At 60.3% G+C, this 17,324-nt stretch carries 21 protein-coding genes; 8 read left to right on the top strand and 13 right to left on the bottom strand.

From position 1 onward, the window contains the following. Positions 1-9: 9 nt before the first annotated feature. The 8 genes from ppk2 to HMPREF2565_RS12020 form a co-directional block, all read right to left on the bottom strand. Positions 10-915: a polyphosphate kinase 2 gene (ppk2, locus tag HMPREF2565_RS12055; RefSeq protein WP_070447108.1), complete on the bottom strand. Its 906-nt coding sequence runs from the start codon at positions 913-915 to the stop codon at positions 10-12. An 88-nt stretch (positions 916-1,003) separates the two neighbouring features. Then, positions 1,004-1,471 (bottom strand): PepSY domain-containing protein, encoded by a 468-nt coding sequence (locus tag HMPREF2565_RS12050; RefSeq protein WP_246819157.1) that lies wholly within the window; start codon positions 1,469-1,471, stop codon positions 1,004-1,006. Positions 1,472-1,568: 97 nt separating this feature from the next. Further along, on the bottom strand, positions 1,569-2,447 hold the full coding sequence (locus tag HMPREF2565_RS12045; protein WP_070546169.1) for a fumarylacetoacetate hydrolase family protein: 879 nt from the start codon (positions 2,445-2,447) through the stop codon (positions 1,569-1,571). 5 nt (positions 2,448-2,452) lie between these two features. After that, positions 2,453-2,992: an aminoacyl-tRNA hydrolase gene (gene pth / locus HMPREF2565_RS12040; protein ID WP_070510332.1), complete on the bottom strand. Its 540-nt coding sequence runs from the start codon at positions 2,990-2,992 to the stop codon at positions 2,453-2,455. 144 nt (positions 2,993-3,136) lie between these two features. Next, complete coding sequence (locus HMPREF2565_RS12035) at positions 3,137-3,793, bottom strand: 50S ribosomal protein L25/general stress protein Ctc (RefSeq protein WP_049154276.1); 657 nt, start codon at positions 3,791-3,793, stop codon at positions 3,137-3,139. 209 nt (positions 3,794-4,002) lie between these two features. Further along, the gene (locus tag HMPREF2565_RS12030) at positions 4,003-4,977 is read right to left on the bottom strand and encodes a ribose-phosphate diphosphokinase (RefSeq protein ID WP_049154279.1); all 975 of its coding nucleotides are present in this window, start codon (positions 4,975-4,977) and stop codon (positions 4,003-4,005) included. A gap of 24 nt (positions 4,978-5,001) precedes the next feature. After that, a complete protein-coding gene (glmU, locus tag HMPREF2565_RS12025; protein WP_049154281.1) occupies positions 5,002-6,465 on the bottom strand; it encodes a bifunctional UDP-N-acetylglucosamine diphosphorylase/glucosamine-1-phosphate N-acetyltransferase GlmU in 1,464 nt (487 codons plus the stop codon). A 65-nt stretch (positions 6,466-6,530) separates the two neighbouring features. After that, positions 6,531-7,790 carry an MFS transporter gene (locus HMPREF2565_RS12020; protein WP_070515884.1) on the bottom strand — a complete coding sequence of 420 codons (1,260 nt, stop codon included), beginning with the start codon at positions 7,788-7,790 and terminating at the stop codon, positions 6,531-6,533. A gap of 70 nt (positions 7,791-7,860) precedes the next feature. On the opposite strand from HMPREF2565_RS12020, the gene HMPREF2565_RS12015 reads away from it, so the two are divergent. Both HMPREF2565_RS12015 and HMPREF2565_RS12010 read left to right on the top strand, forming a co-directional pair. After that, positions 7,861-9,495 (top strand): multicopper oxidase family protein, encoded by a 1,635-nt coding sequence (locus HMPREF2565_RS12015; RefSeq protein WP_071407460.1) that lies wholly within the window; start codon positions 7,861-7,863, stop codon positions 9,493-9,495. Between the two features lie 286 nt (positions 9,496-9,781). Beyond that, the gene (locus HMPREF2565_RS12010; RefSeq protein ID WP_246818597.1) at positions 9,782-10,501 is read left to right on the top strand and encodes a trimeric intracellular cation channel family protein; all 720 of its coding nucleotides are present in this window, start codon (positions 9,782-9,784) and stop codon (positions 10,499-10,501) included. 292 nt (positions 10,502-10,793) lie between these two features. On the opposite strand, the gene rhuM is transcribed toward HMPREF2565_RS12010, so the two are convergent. The 5 genes from rhuM to HMPREF2565_RS13805 form a co-directional block, all read right to left on the bottom strand. Continuing rightward, on the bottom strand, positions 10,794-11,789 hold the full coding sequence (rhuM, locus tag HMPREF2565_RS12005) for a RhuM family protein (RefSeq protein ID WP_084738744.1): 996 nt from the start codon (positions 11,787-11,789) through the stop codon (positions 10,794-10,796). A 391-nt stretch (positions 11,790-12,180) separates the two neighbouring features. Beyond that, the gene (locus tag HMPREF2565_RS12000) at positions 12,181-13,368 is read right to left on the bottom strand and encodes a site-specific integrase (RefSeq protein ID WP_071407458.1); all 1,188 of its coding nucleotides are present in this window, start codon (positions 13,366-13,368) and stop codon (positions 12,181-12,183) included. 179 nt (positions 13,369-13,547) lie between these two features. After that, complete coding sequence (locus HMPREF2565_RS11995; protein ID WP_071407457.1) at positions 13,548-14,129, bottom strand: hypothetical protein; 582 nt, start codon at positions 14,127-14,129, stop codon at positions 13,548-13,550. Beyond that, positions 14,126-14,503, bottom strand: coding sequence for an ImmA/IrrE family metallo-endopeptidase (locus HMPREF2565_RS11990; protein WP_141745918.1), 378 nt, complete (start codon positions 14,501-14,503; stop codon positions 14,126-14,128). Before HMPREF2565_RS11990 ends, HMPREF2565_RS11995 begins: the two co-directional genes overlap by 4 nt. Further along, positions 14,490-14,975 (bottom strand): hypothetical protein, encoded by a 486-nt coding sequence (locus HMPREF2565_RS13805; RefSeq protein ID WP_071407455.1) that lies wholly within the window; start codon positions 14,973-14,975, stop codon positions 14,490-14,492. The genes HMPREF2565_RS11990 and HMPREF2565_RS13805 overlap by 14 nt, the downstream gene beginning before the upstream one ends. A 160-nt stretch (positions 14,976-15,135) precedes the next feature. On the opposite strand from HMPREF2565_RS13805, the gene HMPREF2565_RS11980 reads away from it, so the two are divergent. The 6 genes from HMPREF2565_RS11980 to HMPREF2565_RS11965 all read left to right on the top strand — a co-directional run bounded on the left by HMPREF2565_RS11980 (position 15,136) and on the right by HMPREF2565_RS11965 (position 17,109). Continuing rightward, positions 15,136-15,378 (top strand): hypothetical protein, encoded by a 243-nt coding sequence (locus HMPREF2565_RS11980; RefSeq protein WP_070516771.1) that lies wholly within the window; start codon positions 15,136-15,138, stop codon positions 15,376-15,378. Positions 15,379-15,574: 196 nt separating this feature from the next. After that, positions 15,575-15,733 carry a hypothetical protein gene (locus HMPREF2565_RS14000; RefSeq protein WP_168162669.1) on the top strand — a complete coding sequence of 53 codons (159 nt, stop codon included), beginning with the start codon at positions 15,575-15,577 and terminating at the stop codon, positions 15,731-15,733. Positions 15,734-16,351: 618 nt separating this feature from the next. Then, the gene (locus tag HMPREF2565_RS11975) at positions 16,352-16,576 is read left to right on the top strand and encodes a helix-turn-helix domain-containing protein (RefSeq protein ID WP_070516769.1); all 225 of its coding nucleotides are present in this window, start codon (positions 16,352-16,354) and stop codon (positions 16,574-16,576) included. Then, positions 16,566-16,757, top strand: coding sequence for a hypothetical protein (locus tag HMPREF2565_RS11970; RefSeq protein ID WP_071407453.1), 192 nt, complete (start codon positions 16,566-16,568; stop codon positions 16,755-16,757). Before HMPREF2565_RS11975 ends, HMPREF2565_RS11970 begins: the two co-directional genes overlap by 11 nt. Further along, positions 16,754-16,924, top strand: coding sequence for a hypothetical protein (locus HMPREF2565_RS13995; protein WP_158013208.1), 171 nt, complete (start codon positions 16,754-16,756; stop codon positions 16,922-16,924). Before HMPREF2565_RS11970 ends, HMPREF2565_RS13995 begins: the two co-directional genes overlap by 4 nt. Before the next feature lie 5 nt (positions 16,925-16,929). Continuing rightward, positions 16,930-17,109 carry a hypothetical protein gene (locus HMPREF2565_RS11965; RefSeq protein ID WP_070516765.1) on the top strand — a complete coding sequence of 60 codons (180 nt, stop codon included), beginning with the start codon at positions 16,930-16,932 and terminating at the stop codon, positions 17,107-17,109. The last annotated feature ends 215 nt before the right edge of the window (positions 17,110-17,324 follow it).

The raw sequence follows: 17,324 nt of genomic DNA, 5'->3' as shown, positions 1-17,324 counted from the left end.
CCGAAAGTACTACTTCTTTTTCTTGTCCTTCTTGCCCTTCTTTTTCTTTCCCTGCTTCTTGCCGGAGCCGTTGCCGTTGACCTTGTCGCGCTCCAAATCGGCTGCGACATCTGGTACGTAGGCAAATTCATTGCGCGGCGGGCGTACGTATTCGGCCTCGAGCTCGGGGCGATCTGGGATCTCAGGAACATCCTGCTCTACGTGCTGGTACGGAACCATCTTGAGGATGTGGTTGATCACGTTGATGCGCGAGCGCTTCTTGTCCTCGGATTCCACGGTGTACCACGGGGAGGACGGGGTATCGGTGTGGACGAACATTTCATCCTTGGCACGCGAGTAGTCTTCCCAACGGGTAATGGACTGCAAGTCCATGGGGGAGAGCTTCCAGCGGCGCAGCGGATCGTTGCGGCGGGACTTAAAGCGTGCGAGCTGCTCCTCATCAGAAACGGAGAACCAGTACTTAAGAAGGATGACGCCATCCTCGATGAGCATGTGCTCCAGCAGCGGAGCCTGGTGAAGGAAGCGCACGTATTCTTGCTGGGAACAGAAGCCCATGACACGCTCCACGCCGGCGCGGTTGTACCAGGAACGGTCGAAGATGACGATCTCGCCGGCGGTGGGCAGCTTCTCAATGTAGCGCTGGAAATACCACTGGCCCGCCTCACGGTCGGTGGGCTTCGGCAGCGCCTCGATGCGGCAGGTACGCGGGTTCAGGTATTGCGTAATGCGTTTGATGGCGGAACCCTTGCCGGCAGCGTCGCGGCCTTCCATAATGATGACCACGCGGGCGCCGGTCTCAACGACCCACTGCTGCATCTCGACGAGCTCCGCTTGGAGGCGCTTAAGCTCGTCCTCATAGGCTTGCTTGTCTAGCTTCGGCGGCTTGGTGGCAGACTTCTTAGACTGTGAACTCATACCTTTAAATTTACCTCTTAGCTGGGGAAATGCCTAACCGCAGGGGTTAGAGATGTGCGTGGGATGGAGCTGGGGATCAGACTGGCGATCAGTCAACCTCGTGTTGCATCACCGCGCCGCTGGCGGCGTCGACATCGAGCTCGTGTTCCTGGCCGTTGGCCTTGAACTCGATCTCCCAGTGCGGGCCCTTGCCGTCATCACCATCGTCGTAGTCGACTTCCTTTTCTGTGACGGCCTGGGCATCAACGCCGGCGTGGGCTAAGGCTTTCTCAAAAGCTTCATCGCCGCTGAGCATGCCGGAGCCCTCTGCGTTGCCGGTGGCCCCGGCGCCAGCCGTGCCGGCAGGCTGCTGAGCGTCATCATCGTCGCGGTCATCATCACGGTCATCGTCGCCAGCATCCGTGCCCGTCGCTGTGGCCGTTTCCGTCACGGTTTCCACCGGCGCGGGAGTCGGCGTCGGGGCGGGCTCGGCCTCCTTATCCGACGAGCACCCCACCAGCGCGGTGCTGGCGCAGAGTGCGATGCCGGCGGCGGTGAAACGGGAATGAAGAGTCATCGAGGCTCATCCTCCTCAGTCAATCAGGGGGAAATGTGGTGCCTCACCGTATCGAAATCAGAGCGTGCTCGCTGAAGAGCCTGGATATGGCTGACTGTTAACGGCCGTGACAGGTGCAGCCTTCGCCGCAGCCACCGGCAGCAGGGGGCTCACCGAAGCGCGTAGTGTTCTCAATTGCCCCTAGCCCTTCGAAGCTGATGCGGGTGCGGGAGCCGTCGCCCAGCAGCGCCTCCTCACCACGCGCGAAGCCCACACCTTCCGGAGTGCCGGTGGCAATGACATCGCCCGGATTGAGAGGGTAGAGGGAGGAGCAGAAGGCGATGAGCTCGGCCACGGAGAAGATGAGGTCATCGGTGTTGTCGTCTTGGCGCACGTCGCCGTCGACGGTCGTGGTGAGCCGCGCGGCCTTGCCCGGGGCCCATTCATCAGCCGTGGTCAACCACGGCCCGAAGCCGGCGGTGCGGTAGAAGGATTTGCCGGCGTGGAACTGCGTGGTGGCGCGCTGATAATCCCGCAGGGTGTAGTCGTTCATGATGGCATAGCCGGCCACGTAATCCAGCGCATCTTTCGTGCTCACCCGGTGCGCGCGGCGTCCCATGACCACGGCGAGCTCTCCTTCGTAGTCCAGCTTCTTCGTGGCATAGTCCGGGACATAAACGTCGTCGAAGGGCCCGGTCAGGGCCTCCGGAAACTTGATGAAGAGCGTGGGCTGCGTGGGAAGCTCGCGCCCCATCTCCCGGGCATGCTTGGCGTAGTTGACGCCAACGCAGATAATCTTTCCCGGGTTCGGGATGACGGGGGCTAGGTCGGCATCGTTGAAAACCACAGGCTCGCCGGACAGCTGCGCGGCCTTGCTCCAATCGGGGCTGGCGAGCAATTCTCCGACGTCCTCATAATCCAGCTCGGTGCCCACGTTGGGGCCGTCGATGCGGATAGCGCAAGTACCAAAACTGGTGCGGAGAGTAGCGAGCTTCATGGCGGCTAGTCTAACGCGCGAAGAATCTCATCGACGGCATCGGCACAGATGATGGGAATCTCGTGGGCCTCCTGCTTAGTCCACGGCTTGAGCACGAATGCGGCCGGATCCATACGGCCGGGCGGGCGGCCGATGCCTACTGAAAGCCGCTGATAATCCTTGGTGCCCAGGGACTTCGTGGTGGAGCGCAGGCCGTTATGGCCGTGGTCCCCGCCGCCGAGGCGTCGCTTGATGGTGGCGAAGTCGAGCTCCAATTCATCGTGGATCACGATGATGTGATCATGAGGAACATTGAAGTATTGGGCGAGTGCCTTGATGGGACCGCCGGACAAGTTCATGAAGCAGCGCGGCTTGGCGACGATCACTTTGGTATCGCCACGTCGCGCTTCGGCGACATCCGTGTTTGTCTTTTTGTGAACGGAAAAGGAAGCGAATAGCTCGTGGGCTAGTTCATCAGCCACGTCAAAGCCGATGTTGTGGCGAGTTCCGGCGTACTTCGGCCCGGGGTTTCCTAGGCCAACGACGAGAAAAGGAGAAGAAGTCACGCAGCCATTCTAAGCCGCTGGGGTGAAGACACAAGAGCGCACCGCCACCTGCACGCTCACCCCCTCGGTATGTAGGGGAGGGAGTGAGAAAGAATGCAGGCAGCGGTGCGCTAGAGAATGAGGAGTGATAAGGAGAGGGGAGTTTTACTCCTCGTCGGCCTTCTCCTCGGCGGCGCCCTCGTCTGCGGACTCGGCGCCAGCCTCAGCGCCGCCGTCCTCGGCAGCCTCAGCGGCAGCCTCGAGCTCCTCATCAACCTGCGGCTCGGAGATGGAGACGATGACGGTGTCTTCCTCGGCCACGAGGGTGGTGCCCTCCGGCAGGGTGATGTCGCCAGCGGTGACCACGGTGCCATCCTCGAGACCCTCGATGGACACGGCGATCTCCTCCGGAATGTTGAGCACGTCTGCCTCGACCAGGAGGACGTCGGCATCCTGGATGGACATGAGGCCCGGAGCCGGCTCGCCCTCGAGGACAACCGGAACCTCGACCTCAACCTTCTCGCCACGCTTAATGGAGAGCAGGTCGATGTGGTCGATGTTGAAGGTCAGGACGTTCTGGTCGACGTGCTTGACCATGACCAGGTGCTGCTCGCCCTCGAGCTCCAGCTCGAACACGGCGTTGACGCCGTGGTTACGGACCAGTGCGGTCATTTCCAGGCGGTCAACGGCGAAGTGCAGAACGTCGACGGCGTGGCCGTAGACAACGCCCGGGATCTTGCCTGCAGCGCGCAGACGGCGAGCGAAGCCCTTGCCAAACTCAGAACGGACTTCAGCCTTCAATACGGGGCGCTCAGAAGCCATAAGTAAATCTCCTTAAAGTATCGTTGTGCGGCAAGGGCTCATGAAGAACCGTGTAGATACGACAAAAGCCTGCCGATGGACGTCTTGGACGAGTCATCGCAGGCTTAATACAAGATTCACTGCTTAACTTGTGCTATCGCGTCGATAACGGATTTCTCCCTCGCCGAGACGCACAAGATTTTAGCAGCAGCGTCGTCGCAGAACCAAATCTAGTGAGTCTCAAACAGCGTGGTCACAGAACCGTTCTCGAAAATCTCGTGGATGGTGCGAGCCAGCAGCGGGGCGATGGACAGCACAGTGAGGTTGTCCCAGCCCTCGGTGGACTGCGGCAGGGTATCGGTGGTGATGACCTCGACAGCGCCGCACTCGGACAGGCGCTCGCGAGCCGGGTCGGAGAAGACACCGTGGGTACAGGCAATAACCACGGACTTGGCGCCGGCCTCCTCCAGTACGCGGACCGCGCCCGCGATGGTGCCACCGGTGTCAATCATGTCATCGAGCAGGATGCAGTCCTTGCCCTCGACGTCACCGACGACGCGGTTGGACACCGTCTTGTTGGCTTCGGTGTTAGAGCGGGTCTTGTGGACGAAGGAGAGTGGGGCATCGCCCAACTCGTGTGCCCACTTCTCTGCCACCTTCACGCGGCCGGCATCGGGGGAGACCACGGCCAAGTTGTCCATCGGGTACTTGGACTTGATGTAGTCGGTCAGGATCGGCATGGCGTGCATGTGGTCGACCGGGCCATCGAAGAAGCCCTGAATCTGGTCGGTGTGCAGATCCACGGACACGATGCGGTCGGCACCGGCAGCGGCGAGCAGGTCCGCCACTAGGCGGGCGGAGATAGGCTCGCGGCCGAGGTGCTTCTTGTCCTGGCGCGCGTACGGGTAGAAGGGCAGGATGGCGGTGATGCGCTTAGCAGAGCCGCGCTTGAGCGCATCAATCATGATGAGCTGCTCTACCAGCCACTTGTTGAGCGGCTGGGTGTGGGACTGCATCACGAAGCAGTCAGCACCACGGACGGACTCCTCGAAGCGAATGAAGATCTCACCGTTGGCGAAATCGCGGGCGGTGGTCGGAACCAGATCGGTCTTGAGCTCCTTGGCCACAGCCTCAGCCAACGCCGGGTGAGCGCGCCCGGTGAAGAGCATCATGTTCTTGCTGCTGCCGGTAACCTTGCCAGTCATCAGTAGATATCCCTTTACTTGTCGTTAGTTAGTGGTCTGATCGTCAGCCTGGGCGTCCTGTGCCTTGTCGGCGGCTTCCGCTGCCGGCGTGCCCGGACGCTTCTTTTGCACCCAACCTTCGATGTTGCGCTGCTTGCCGCCGGAGACCGCGAGCGCTCCCGGGGGAACGTCGTCCTTAATTACTGTACCCGCACCGGAGTAGGCGCCATCACCGACGGTGACGGGGGCGATGAACATGGTGTCCGATCCGGTGCGCACGTGGCTGCCGATGGTGGTGTGGTGCTTGTTGACGCCGTCGTAGTTGACGAAGACGGAAGAGGCACCGATATTCGAGTAATCACCCACGGTGGCATCGCCGATGTAGGTCAGGTGCGGCACCTTGGTGCCGCGGCCAATCTGCGCCTTCTTCGCCTCGACGAAGCCGCCCAGCTTGCCCTCTTCACCCACGATGACGCCCGGGCGGATGTAGGTAAACGGGCCCACCTGAGCGTTGGTGCCGATGACGGAGTCGAAGCCGTGTGTGCGCACCACGCTGGCGCCAGCGCCCACCTGCATATTGGTCAGGGTGGTGTCGGGGCCCACCTCAGCACCATCGGCGATGGTTGTCGCACCCCACAGCTGGGTATTGGGGTGAATGACAACGTCCTGGCCAATGGTCACGTTGACGCCGATCCAAGTGGTATCGGGATCGACGATGGTGGCGCCGCCGCGCATGGCTTCCTCGACCACACGGCGGTTGAGAATGCGACCGGCCGCGGCCAACTGCACGCGGTCATTCACACCGGAGAGCTCCTCCGGATCGACAGCAACGTGCGCGCCGACGCGGTGGCCTCCCTCGCGGGCGATCTCCAGCACATCGGTGATGTAAAGCTCGCCCTGGGCGTTGTCGGAGTTGAGCTTCGTCAAGGCGTCGCGAAGCACGGCTCCATCGAAAGCAAAAACGCCGGAGTTGACCTCGCGCACCGCGCGCTGCTCCTCGGAGGCATCCTTTTGCTCCACGATGGCGGTGACCGATCCATCCTCGGCGCGCAGCACGCGGCCGTAACCGGTGGGATCCTCCAGGGTCATGGACAGCACGGTCACGGCGTTGCCTTGGCCGGTGTGGGTCTCGTGCAGCTGGCGCAGTGTCTCCGGGCGCAGAAGCGGAACGTCACCGTTGGTCACGATGACGGTGCCGTCGAAGTCAGGCAACGCACTCAGGCCGCACTGGACGGCGTGACCGGTACCGTTCTGCTCTTCCTGGACGGCCTGGGAGACCTCGCAGTCCAGCTCCTCGGAGATGGCATCGACGGCAGGGGAGACCTGGTCGCGCTGGTGGCCCACGACGACCACGAGGTGCTCCGGGTTCAAGCCAGCGGCTGCGTGGAGGGCGTGGCCGAGAAGTGACCTCCCGCCAATCTCATGCAACGTCTTTTGGGTTGAGGATTTCATGCGGGTACCTGCGCCTGCGGCAAGGACGATGGCGGCGCAGTTCGTTACTTCAGCCACGAGTGTGTGCTTCTCCTGTGATTGGGGATGTCAGGACTTACTTTTTTCATCATAACGCCTGCGTTCTATTTTTCGCGTGAGACCTCCGGAAGTGCCCGGGCACGCCAGGCGCCGAGCAGACCGATGCAGGCCAAGAACAGAATGGCTGCCGAGGGACCAGCCAGCGCGATCACGGCGGAGATGCCGCCAATCACGAGGAGAATGACACCCATCATGGTGTTTGCAGCCCCGACGTAGCGGGTGCGCTTGTCTTCGCCAGCCATGTCCACCACATAGGTCTTGCGCGCCACGCGAATGGCAGTGTGCGCCAGGTTGACCAGGAAGAAACCGAGAGGCAATGCCCACATGCTTACCGCTGCCGGCGCCCACGCGGCACACGCGACGATGCCCAGCAGGATGATCGCTGCGGCACCCGCACCCCAGGACATGACCAAGCGGGAGGACTTATCTGAGAGCACACCGGATACACGGCCACCCACGAGGCTGGCCAGGCCTGAGGCCAAGACGAAGCCGCCGAGCCCACTCAAAGCCTGCGAACCGATGCTCTGCGAAAGCACCACGATAAAGGAGGTGGACAGGGCAGACACCAAAAGCAGGGCACGAACGTTGACGAAGCTGCGGAAGCGGGAATCCTGGGTGTATAGCTTCCAGGTATCCGTCCACCAGCTGCGGTTCAGGCACTTCTGGCCGGCATCATCCGGCACCGGCTCCTCGATGGTGCGGAATACTGCTGCCGCCAAGAACCACGTGGCCGCACCGATGGCCAGCAATGCCGCCAAGCCCCAGCGCGGGAGCTCACCCAGCACGGCGAGGATGCCACCGGTAATCAAGGTGACCGCGCCGCCGAGCTGCGTGGCCCGGCCGGTCACTACTCCGCGGTGGCCCTTGGAAATGGTGCGGCCCTGCACGTCTTTGCCGGTCAGCGAACACAGCGCGCGCAGCACGGCGAGAGCTGCCAGGGCGAGGCAGACGATGAGGCCGAGGAGGGGGCCGTCGACAAGCACCGCAGCCGCCGCGATGATCGCCGCGCACAGACCCTGGCCCACCGAGCCCAGCACCCACAGGCGTTTGCGTGCTGGATGGGACACCACCCACGGGGTCAGCGCCGCCTGCGGGAGCATGGAGCCGGACTCGCGCAAGGGGACCAGTAGGCCCGTGAAGAAGCCCGGCACCCCGGCCACGCTAAACAGCCAGGGTAGGACCGTCTTTCCGGAGAGCAATTGATCGCCCACTCCCTGCAGGCCATTCGACCAGACGAAGCGGCGGGCATTGGCGGACTCTTCGGACGGTGAGGAGCCGTGGGGAGATGCTGAACGCGAAGCCATGACTGTGATCTTAAGCCCGGCTCGCTCCAATCCGGGGTCTAAGGTTCACCTGATCTCTATCCTGGGAGGCATGTCTATCTCCGCTCGCCCTACAGTATCCCGCCGTATTTTTGTCCAGGGTTCCGTGCTGACTGTTGCCGGTGCCGCCGTGATGGGGTTGAGCGCCTGCTCCACTTCGGGGTCGAAGAATCAACCGGAGCCGCTGGGCTACGACGGCGAGCCGCGTGCCCTGCCCATCCCGCCCGTGGAGGAAGGGGAGGTCGTCGACGGCACGCGCGTATTCAAACTCACCGCCCAGGACGGCTACTCGGAGATCCTCCCCGGCAACGACCGCACGCGGACGTGGGGCTTCAACGGCGCCTTCTTGGGCCCCACTCTGCGGGCTCGGCGGGGCGAGAAAGTCCGCGCGGAAATCACCAACGACCTCATTGAGATGACCACGGTGCACTGGCACGGCATGAAGCTTCCGGCCTATTCGGATGGCGGCCCGCACTCACCGATTGAGGTGGGCAAGACCTGGAAGCCCGAGTGGGAGATCATCCAGCCCGCGGCCACGCTGTGGTACCACCCGCACCCGCACATGGCCACGGCCACGCATGCCTACCGCGGGCTGGCGGGCATGTTCCTCATCGGTGACGATGTGGCCGATGACCTGGACCTGCCGCAGGACTACGGTGTGGACGACATCCCGGTAGTCATCATGGATGCCAAGTTCACCGACGATGGCCAGATTGATGAAAAGAGCGATAACACTCTGGGCCTTCTGGGCACCACGCCTCTGGTCAACGGCATCACCAATGCGCGCTTCGACGCCACCACGCGCCGGGTTCGCTTGCGCCTGCTCAACGGTGCTTCGATGCGCTTCTACACACTGGAGCTCAGCAACGGTCCCTTCCACGTCATCGCCACGGACACGGGGCTTCTCGACGCCCCCGTGGAAGTCGACTCCCTCTTCCTCGGCCCCGGCGAGCGCGCCGAAATCATCGTGGACTTGGAGCCCGGCAAGGAAGTCCAGCTGCGCTCGGTGCCGCGCAAGGATAATTTTGGGGTGCCCAAGGACAAGGACGCGGCCGACTTCGGCTTCCAAGATTCCTTCGACCTGCTCACCATTTCCGGGCCGGCGGAGAACGCCTCGGAACCACCCGCCCTGCCGGCAACCCTTGACCCCGCCGCGGCGGAGACCCCGTCCACGCAGGGCCTTGAAGAGCGTGAGTTCGTGCTCAACACCTTCATGATCAACGGTGAGCAGATGGACATGGCACGTGTGGATACCGTCATCGATCACGACGCCCCGCAAATCTGGACCGTGACCAATGAGAACTCTGACTGGCCGCACAACTTCCATATCCACAACGCCCGCTTCAAGGTTCTGGAGTGGGACGGCGACGAGAAGATGGATGTGTTCAACTCCGGCTGGAAAGACATTGTCAACCTTCCGCCGAAGGTGACCGCACGCCTGCTGGTGGAGTTCGGTCACTTCCCGGATAAGACCATCCCGTACATGTACCACTGCCACATGCTGCTGCATGAGGACGAGGGAATGATGGGGCAGTACGTCATGGTCAACAAAGGCGAGAAGCCCGACGTGCGCGTCAAACCCGCCGCCTTAGTCTTCGACCAAACCGCCACCGCCCACTCCGCACACGCCGGCCAGGTGGTGGACTCCTCCCGCAGCCCCTATGCGACTCCGGAGGCGAAGGCCTAACCGTTCACGATTCTCTCGTAGGCACGGCCTGCTAGCGGTGTAGACGGTTTCGATGTTTGCAAAAGTGCAGACCTGGAAGTGCAGATCTGCTGGTCGTCGACAAGCAGTGCGTTGGCGCTTCACGACGCCCACCTGCGTGAATGCACTTCCAGGTCTGCACTTTTGGAAACGGTGGCCGTCAAGGGCGCCTGAGTAAGGCACTTTGAGGCGGCACGGGGGTAGCAATAATGAACTGCAACAAATTCACTATCGTTATGTGAGTAGTGCGCTAGGGTCAGTATCTGTGATTCAGGACGTCGACCCGCTCATCCATTCCCTGTACCAGGTCTTTGACCTCATCGGTGTGGTGCTCAACGGCATTATTGGTGGCACCATTGCACGCCGTAGGGAATTCGACATTATTGGTTTCGTCTTTCTGGCGCTCTTTTCGGCGCTGGCTGGCGGCATGATCCGTGACATGCTGATCTCTCATGGCCCAGCAGCCGCTATCTCTGATCCGTGGTATCTCACTCTGGCATGCGTGGGTGCGCTTATTGCTTTCTTGATGGATCTAAAAGGCAAGGTCTGGGAGATCTTCCTTGAGCACGCGGATGCTGTCATCTTGGGTGTGTGGTGCACGACTGGCTGCGTGAAGGCGCTGGCCTACGATATGCCATTTATTGCCTGCGTCTTCTTAGGTGTTCTGACCGCAGTGGGTGGCGGAATGGTGCGCGATGTTGCTTCCGGGCAGATTCCCTCGGTCTTTGGCGGCAGCCCGCTGTATGCCGTGCCGGCGGTACTTACCGGAATCGTGATGGCTTCCTTCGCACACTTCGATAAGTTTGCCCTCGGTATGATCGTCTCGCCCTTCGTGGGCTTTGGCCTGGCAGTTACGGCGTATTGGCGCGGGTGGGTGCTTCCGCGAGCAGGTGTAGCGCCCCTGAATTACACTGCGGCGCAGGTGGCATCGATTGCGCGGAGGGCCGAAATCAGGGGCTTTAGACGGGGGCGGAGAAAACGTAAATAGGTTCTCACGGGATTTGAACCTGTAACTTGCTCAATACGGTCAGTTCCACGCGGCCCCGGAGGCTTTCGTCCAGCGCTTTCTCAATATGTTCCTTCGTTTTTCTCCATATGCGTCATCGCACCGTCGAACCATGTACGGTGCTCGGGGCACGCAGCTGCCCGCCTCGCTGCTCGGTCCGCAATAGTGCTTTCGGACCAAGATCTTTACGCCGCTTAACCTGCTTCTCGATCACCTCTCGGGCGACTGCCACCGCGTGACGATCACATGTCTTAGGAGTGCCCGATTAATCAATTTAATCCTCACCCCGTTTCAAGGTCTTGATTTCGGCTTCTAGAGCTTTCATGTCTATTTCGTTGACCTTAGAATCGAGTTGGCGTTGGTAAGCATCCCATTCTTCCTCGGCTTTGTTTACTGCCTGCTCGTGTTTCCTCTTCCCATATCTTTTGAGGACTTCGCGTTCGTTGAAGATGAGCCAGGCTTCCGTTTTTTCCACCCAATCCTTCAAGAGCATGGTTTTTCCCATCTCGGCTTGGTCTTCTGCATAGTCCAAATACATTGTGGTGAGCCTGCGCATACGCCTAGCTTCGTCTTCGTTAAGGAAGTTTTTCGCAATGCCCATGTCGCTTTTGTGGGGCGATTCTCCGCCCCACGTCGTGAGCCCGGCGTATGGCTTAGTGTGGTCTGCGCGTTCCCAGATTAGCTCTGCTGCGGTTCGGCCGTGGGTGGCGAAGTGGAGTCTGTTTTGAATCCCTGCGAAGAATTGTTGGACTTCTTTAAACGATTTCTTTTCCTGGTAGTCAGCGCTGGTTGCGGCTATGACGTCACAGATTTTGCGGAAAAATTGGCGTTCGGAGACCCGAATCTCTCGAATGGTTTCAAGTAATTCGTCGAAGTGGGTGTCAGCACCATCGTTTTTGAGTTTTTGAGCGTCGATGGCAAAGCCTTTGGTGAGGTATTCGCGTAGAACTTCTGTGGCCCATTTTCTAAATTGCGAGCCGCGTGGACTTCGTACGCGGTAGCCAACGGCGAGAATCATGTTTAGGTTGTAGTGATTAACGGACCTGGTTTGACCTGGTACTTTCAAAAGTTGTTTGAAAGTAGCTTCTGCACCTAATTCGCCTGAGCGTGTGATTGACTGAATATGATGCGAGACGGAAGCTGTGGTGACGTCGAAGAGATCGGCCATCTGCTTCTGGGTGAGCCAGGCGTCGTTGTCTTTTAGTTGGAGTCTTACGTGTGCTTTACCATCTTGGGTGGTGTACATAGCGACTTGGTCGGGGGTAGTCACTGGTATCCTCTCCTCGATTTTCTCGTTCTTCCTGCTTATTCAGTGACGAGTCCGCAGCGAATTTGTCCGGCTCGTGGTCAAGCTCGCGGACAGCACTGTCATCCTCATCCTGCAGTGAAACAGAGGCACCGGACATGGGGGTCAAGATACGGGATATCTTCACGTTCGACCACGTGGTCAAAGGTTTCTGCTCAGTGGGCGAGTATATTATTGATGCGGCGCGCTACATCTGCGATTACCTGTTGGTCTGTAAGTGCCCGGAGCGGTTTCCACAGGTTCCGAAGTATCGCCAGCGCAATAACCCGCCACCTGAAAACGCAGGTAGACGGGCTATGCTAATCAGCTTCCCCACCAGGACTCGAACCTAGAATAGAACTCACCTTTCACCAGGCTAAACCGCCTTTCCACCACCCTCCTGACGGAGAACTGACGGAGCCTGAGAAATATCCACCACCTCCGCAATCATCCCATCCATCGTCTCTGCCACCTCATCCAGCATATCCGGGAACAAATCCGCGTACGTATTCAGCGTCTCCGCCGCATCCGCATGACCCAACTGAGTCTGCACGACCTTCACGTTCGCCCCCGCATTAACCAGCAATCCCGCCGCCACATGCCTTAGCCCATGCGGCGTGATGCGCTCAAACGCGCGCGGCTCCGGCAGGCCAGCAGCCTTAGCCTCATCAATAGCCTGCTTCGCACTCGCCTGCATCCGCTTCACCGCACCATCAAACCACGTCCGATGACCCGGGGAATGCATCGGCGTGCCATCCCGCGTCTGCCAAATCAACTCATCCCGCCTACGACCAGAGGCGACCGCGAGCACCTGGTCCATAACCGCCTTCGGCACCGCCACACTCCGCCGTTTATGGTTCTTCAGCGTCGTGTTGAAATGCCACCTCTTCTCGTTATCCAAATACACCGCATTCCGGCGCACATGGATACGGTTATTCAGCGGATCCAAGTCCCTCGGGCGCAGTGCTGCGAGCTCACCCCAGCGCAGGCCTGTCGTGCCTAGCAGCATCACAATCTCACCGTGACGCACACACTCATCCGCGAGGTCTTTCAGCTCCTGCATCGTCAGATACACGTGCACCGTCTTCACCTTCCGGGGCAGGCGCACACCGCGCGCAACGTTCTTCTTCACCCGCTGGTCCTTCACCGCAACATCCAGAATCTGGCACAGCACACTGTGGCAATTGCGTACCCAGGACGGGGAGTAGCCCATGCCGGATACCCACCGCTGTACCTCGCGGTGCGTGATGTCCTTGACCTTGCGGTCACCCCAGTAGGGCTTTACGGTGCCGCGCCATATGGTCAGGTTCATGTCCGAGCTTGAGGGCTTGAGTAGCTCGTTGAGTACGAGCCAGTCCTCGGCAACCTCATGGAGTTTTGCTGCGCCCTTGGTGGGATCGACCCAGTCACCATCGGCGATAGACACCGCGTTGCGGTTGGCCCATTCTTCTGCTTGGGGTTTACGTTTGAAGCCGCGTTTTGTGGTGTTTTTGCCGTCTGGTTTGACGTAGTCGACGCGGTAGCGTGTGCCGCGCGCTGTCTCGTATGCCTTGATGGATGCCATATGATGGTCTTGTCCTTCCTAATTTTCGTGGTTGGATGTTCCGGTCCTGGTGCTCGCGACTTCCACATGTTGAGCGCCAGGGCCGGTCTTGCTTTATGCTGTTGCTGGGCCCACATCCCCCCCCCCGGTTGGGCCTAGGATGCCTTCGCGTATTTGAGCTCAGCTCCGCGAAGGCATTCCTACTCTCCGCACCCGTAGTACGAGTAACTGCCGTCCTCATTCATGGTCGCTCCCTCGCAGCCGAGGTCCTCGGCAATACCGTCGGCAATGTCATCAGAGTCGACTGCTTCCGGCGCGGGCGGGTCAAGCGTTTCGGTGTCGATGTCGAATTCTTCGGCCAGGGCGTCAGCCATAGCGCCATAAAGCCCGTCCTGTAGCTCCTCCACGGTGTTGAACGGGCCCATGCAGCCGTTCGGCGTGTTGTACTCGGGGACCTCCGGGTTGCCTTGAGGGGTGGCTTTGTCGCATAGCCAGTAGCGGCCCTGGTTGTCCTGGAAGCGGTTGACGCGGTCGGCATTGGCGCCCTGCTGCTGCATGTCTGCTTGCGCTGGGTAGTCACCTGCCGGGACTGGGTCGTCTTGCTCAGCGGGGGGCTCTGATGACGTAGCCGCTGTGGTGGTGCTGCTGGTCGTCGTTGAGGTCGACGAGGTGGCGCTAGTCGTCGCCGTGGTAGTGATTGGCTCGTCACTGTCGCCAGGTGCACCGCACGCGGACAGGGGCACCGCAAGGGCCGCGATGAGAGAGATGGCGAGCTTTTTCATGCTGATTGCCTTTCGTAGAGGGATTGCCACGTGGTGGCGAGGTGGACGGTGACCCCGAGCTCGTGCGCTATCGCAGACAGGCTAGGCCCATGGAGTTGCTCGGCCAGTGCGTACTCGATAGGGCTGATGAGCAACCGCGCGGCGAACTCGTCGGCCTGGCGCTCCTGCCTCGCGCGGATCCAGCCCGCAGCTGTCGGGTCATGCCCGGAGATGAGATGCCCAAGCTCATGGGCGAGCGCGCATCGGCGATTCACCGGGCCAAGACCGCGACGCAGGCTGATGTGCCTGCCGCCGTAGTAGCGGCCTTTCTCGCCCCCGGTGTGCTCAGCGAGAATGACGCCGAGGGCTTCGGCAAGGGCATCAGGGTCCATCATGGTAGTCATCATCTCCCGGCTCTGGCTCAGTATCACTGCTGTCGGCAGCATACGGACGCGCATGGACATCGCTGTCAGTACTGTTCGAACGCGCGTCGGCGAGGGAGGCGACGGGGGCGATGCTGGGGTCCAGACCGATGACGTCATCGTCGGTGTCGTTGCCGAAGAGGTAGCGGGCCTCGGGGTCGGAGCGGCGCATGATTTCGTTGAGTAGTTGCTGGTTGGTTGCGCCTTCTAGTGCTGCCTCGACGCCGTACTCGTCGATAGCCGAGGAAGTGATGAACCCGAGGGCTAGAAGGGATTCAATCTCGTTGACCCCGTAGGCGCGGGAAATGATGATGACGAACTCGGCAGTCGTCTTGCCGGCTTTCGCGTGGCGCAGCAGCGTCGCTTTCGAGATGTCGGAGTGGTCGGCTGCCTGGCTGACTGTGGGGGAGCCAGGAAGTGTGTTTAGCCATTCTTGAAGTTCCATAGGTTCATTATGAACCATGTGTAAAAACGTGTCAAGCGCTGGGAAATTATCAAAATGAACCTGAAAGGGTTGACATTGAACCCAACTAGGTCCATAATGAATCTTGTCAGGTTCACAAGGGCCTCGACCAAAAACTTGAAAACCACATGGAGGTAACTACATGGCTGTCACACCGCCGCGGTTCACCTTCCGCCCCGGAGCACTCGACGCAATCATGCGCTCACGCAACGTGCAAACGGAGGAGCAGCTGGCCTTACTCATCGGAGTCCGCCCCGAAGACATGCCAAAGCTACGCGCCGGGGCAAAAGTGACCGCAGAACTCGCACTGCGAGTATCCGCCCTACAAGGCGACAAAAGCTATATCGGCGCCTGGTTCGACCAGGCCGAGCCCGCCGCCGCATAAGAAAAGGCCCAGCGCTGCAACGCCGAGCCAAGAAGAAAATCAATCTCTCGCCACAGGAGTCTACACCCATGCACCGACCCAGCGAACACCGCGAACACTTCCTCAACCTCAACCTCTACCTACGCCTCACTAAGACGCCGCCCTTGGACCGGGGTTGGTGGTACCGCGGCGTCCATCACGCATAAGGAGGCCTGCAGTGAGCACCCCATATTTAGAAGCCTTCATGCTCGGCTACCTAAAAGCAGCCTTCAAAGAGCACCTCAGCTCGGACCTCGTCGATGAGCTATTCGCCGAAGCCGCACGCGCCGCTCTCAGCGCAAAAGCGGTACGAGATTCAAGTCAACCGCAAGACTAACAGCCCGACTTAGCAGGCAGGGGAGTGCAAGCCTCCCCCCGGGCACCAGGCCGCCGAGGTCTTCCTGTCCCAGGGGATAGGGCAGGAGGTTGGCTGGCCGAGATGAATGAGAACTGAATAGTGAAGAGCGCCGGAAGATACCGGTCGGACGAGCGTGGTTCTTAGATCAGGCCCCATTGGGCCGCCCGAGAGGGTGCCAGGACTCCGACAAGCAGCAATGCAGGAACCCTCATCCTGGAGTGGTGAGGTGGGAGCGAACGGCGCCGACATAAATACCAAGCCCAGAACGGAAAACGAATTCATCACTTATTGCCTACAAAGCGGGTGACTGATTTCTTGCAAGCACTACCGGGGTTCGACTCCCCGGCTGGGCACCAGGGTTGTTAAGCGCTAGCTCCCGTCGGAGGAGAGATGGAGCGTCAAGGCTGTAACCGGGGTGGGGTGGCTTTCCGTCGCACCCTTTCCGGCCCCACCTTTTGGCACTGCACGCCTGCAACCCTTCACAAACACCCACCACAACTACATGAACTAAGGGGACCAATTGAACCGCTTTCTTAAACACTTTTGTCATCGCCGCCACCGCAAGCCACGCCCCCGCACCTTCTGGGTGGTATGGCGATGAACACGAAACAGCTTATGGAGATGGTTGAGGCTGTCCTCGGCAAAAGGGTCGCCAACCTTACCGTCGCCCAATTTGCCGCCATTACCGGCCTATCGCACCGCACCATCCGCCAGGACTGCGCCGCCGGACGCCTACCCGCATACCAAAGCGCGGTAGGCACCCCGTACCTCATCCACTACACACACCTGACCCGATACATGGAGGTCAACAATGCCGCCTAACCGCAAGTTCGAAATCCCGCTCGACCAGGCAGCCCGCGAGTTTTACGAGATTGAGGGCCGCTACCGCGCCCTCCTACTCGTCACCCGACTGCCGGAGGGCATGCGCAAACGCATCCTCGACGCCGCCAACTACGCCCGCCACCTCGCCATCCTCACAGAGAAAGAAGCAAAGAAAAAATGACCACCACCAACCGCCCACCACGCACCACACCGGATGCGCGTCGTGTTGCTTACTGGCAAGACATCGCCGCAAAACGCACAAGATTGGCCTGGGCTACCGGCATCCTCGGAATGCTGATTGGCTTCATCCTGCACGCTTTCCTCAGCATGCCGCCAGTCTGGATGTGATAGCTGTGCCGCTTATCGGATATTCCAGCTCGCACCCATCCCGTGAGGCCCGCAAAATCGCACTCGCACGACTCGAGGGCGAAATCCTCGACTGGATGCACGACCACGGGGATACTTTCCCGCAGCTGCGGGACAAGTGCTTTGAGATGGAGCAGCTTATCGATATGGAGCGCGCTTCGCTGTGAGAGAAGACCGCCTGATAAAACCCACTCTCGACAACGGACGCTGGTGGGCCAACATCCCTAAACGAACGCCGTTTAAGACGCGCGCAGCAGCATTAGATGCCCTCCTCGCATACCGCAGAGAAACGAAATGCCTCTATCACGGTTGTTGGAAGGAAGGCGCTGATGACCCTGACCTTGGTCGGGGTTTTCGTTTCTGCCCAGGCCATGCTCGCCTT

Source organism: Corynebacterium sp. HMSC072A04, assembly GCF_001809235.1.
GTDB classification, from domain to species: domain Bacteria; phylum Actinomycetota; class Actinomycetes; order Mycobacteriales; family Mycobacteriaceae; genus Corynebacterium; species Corynebacterium hiratae.
Note: the sequence above shows the minus strand (reverse complement) of the source record. Positions and strands in the feature narration are given on the sequence as shown.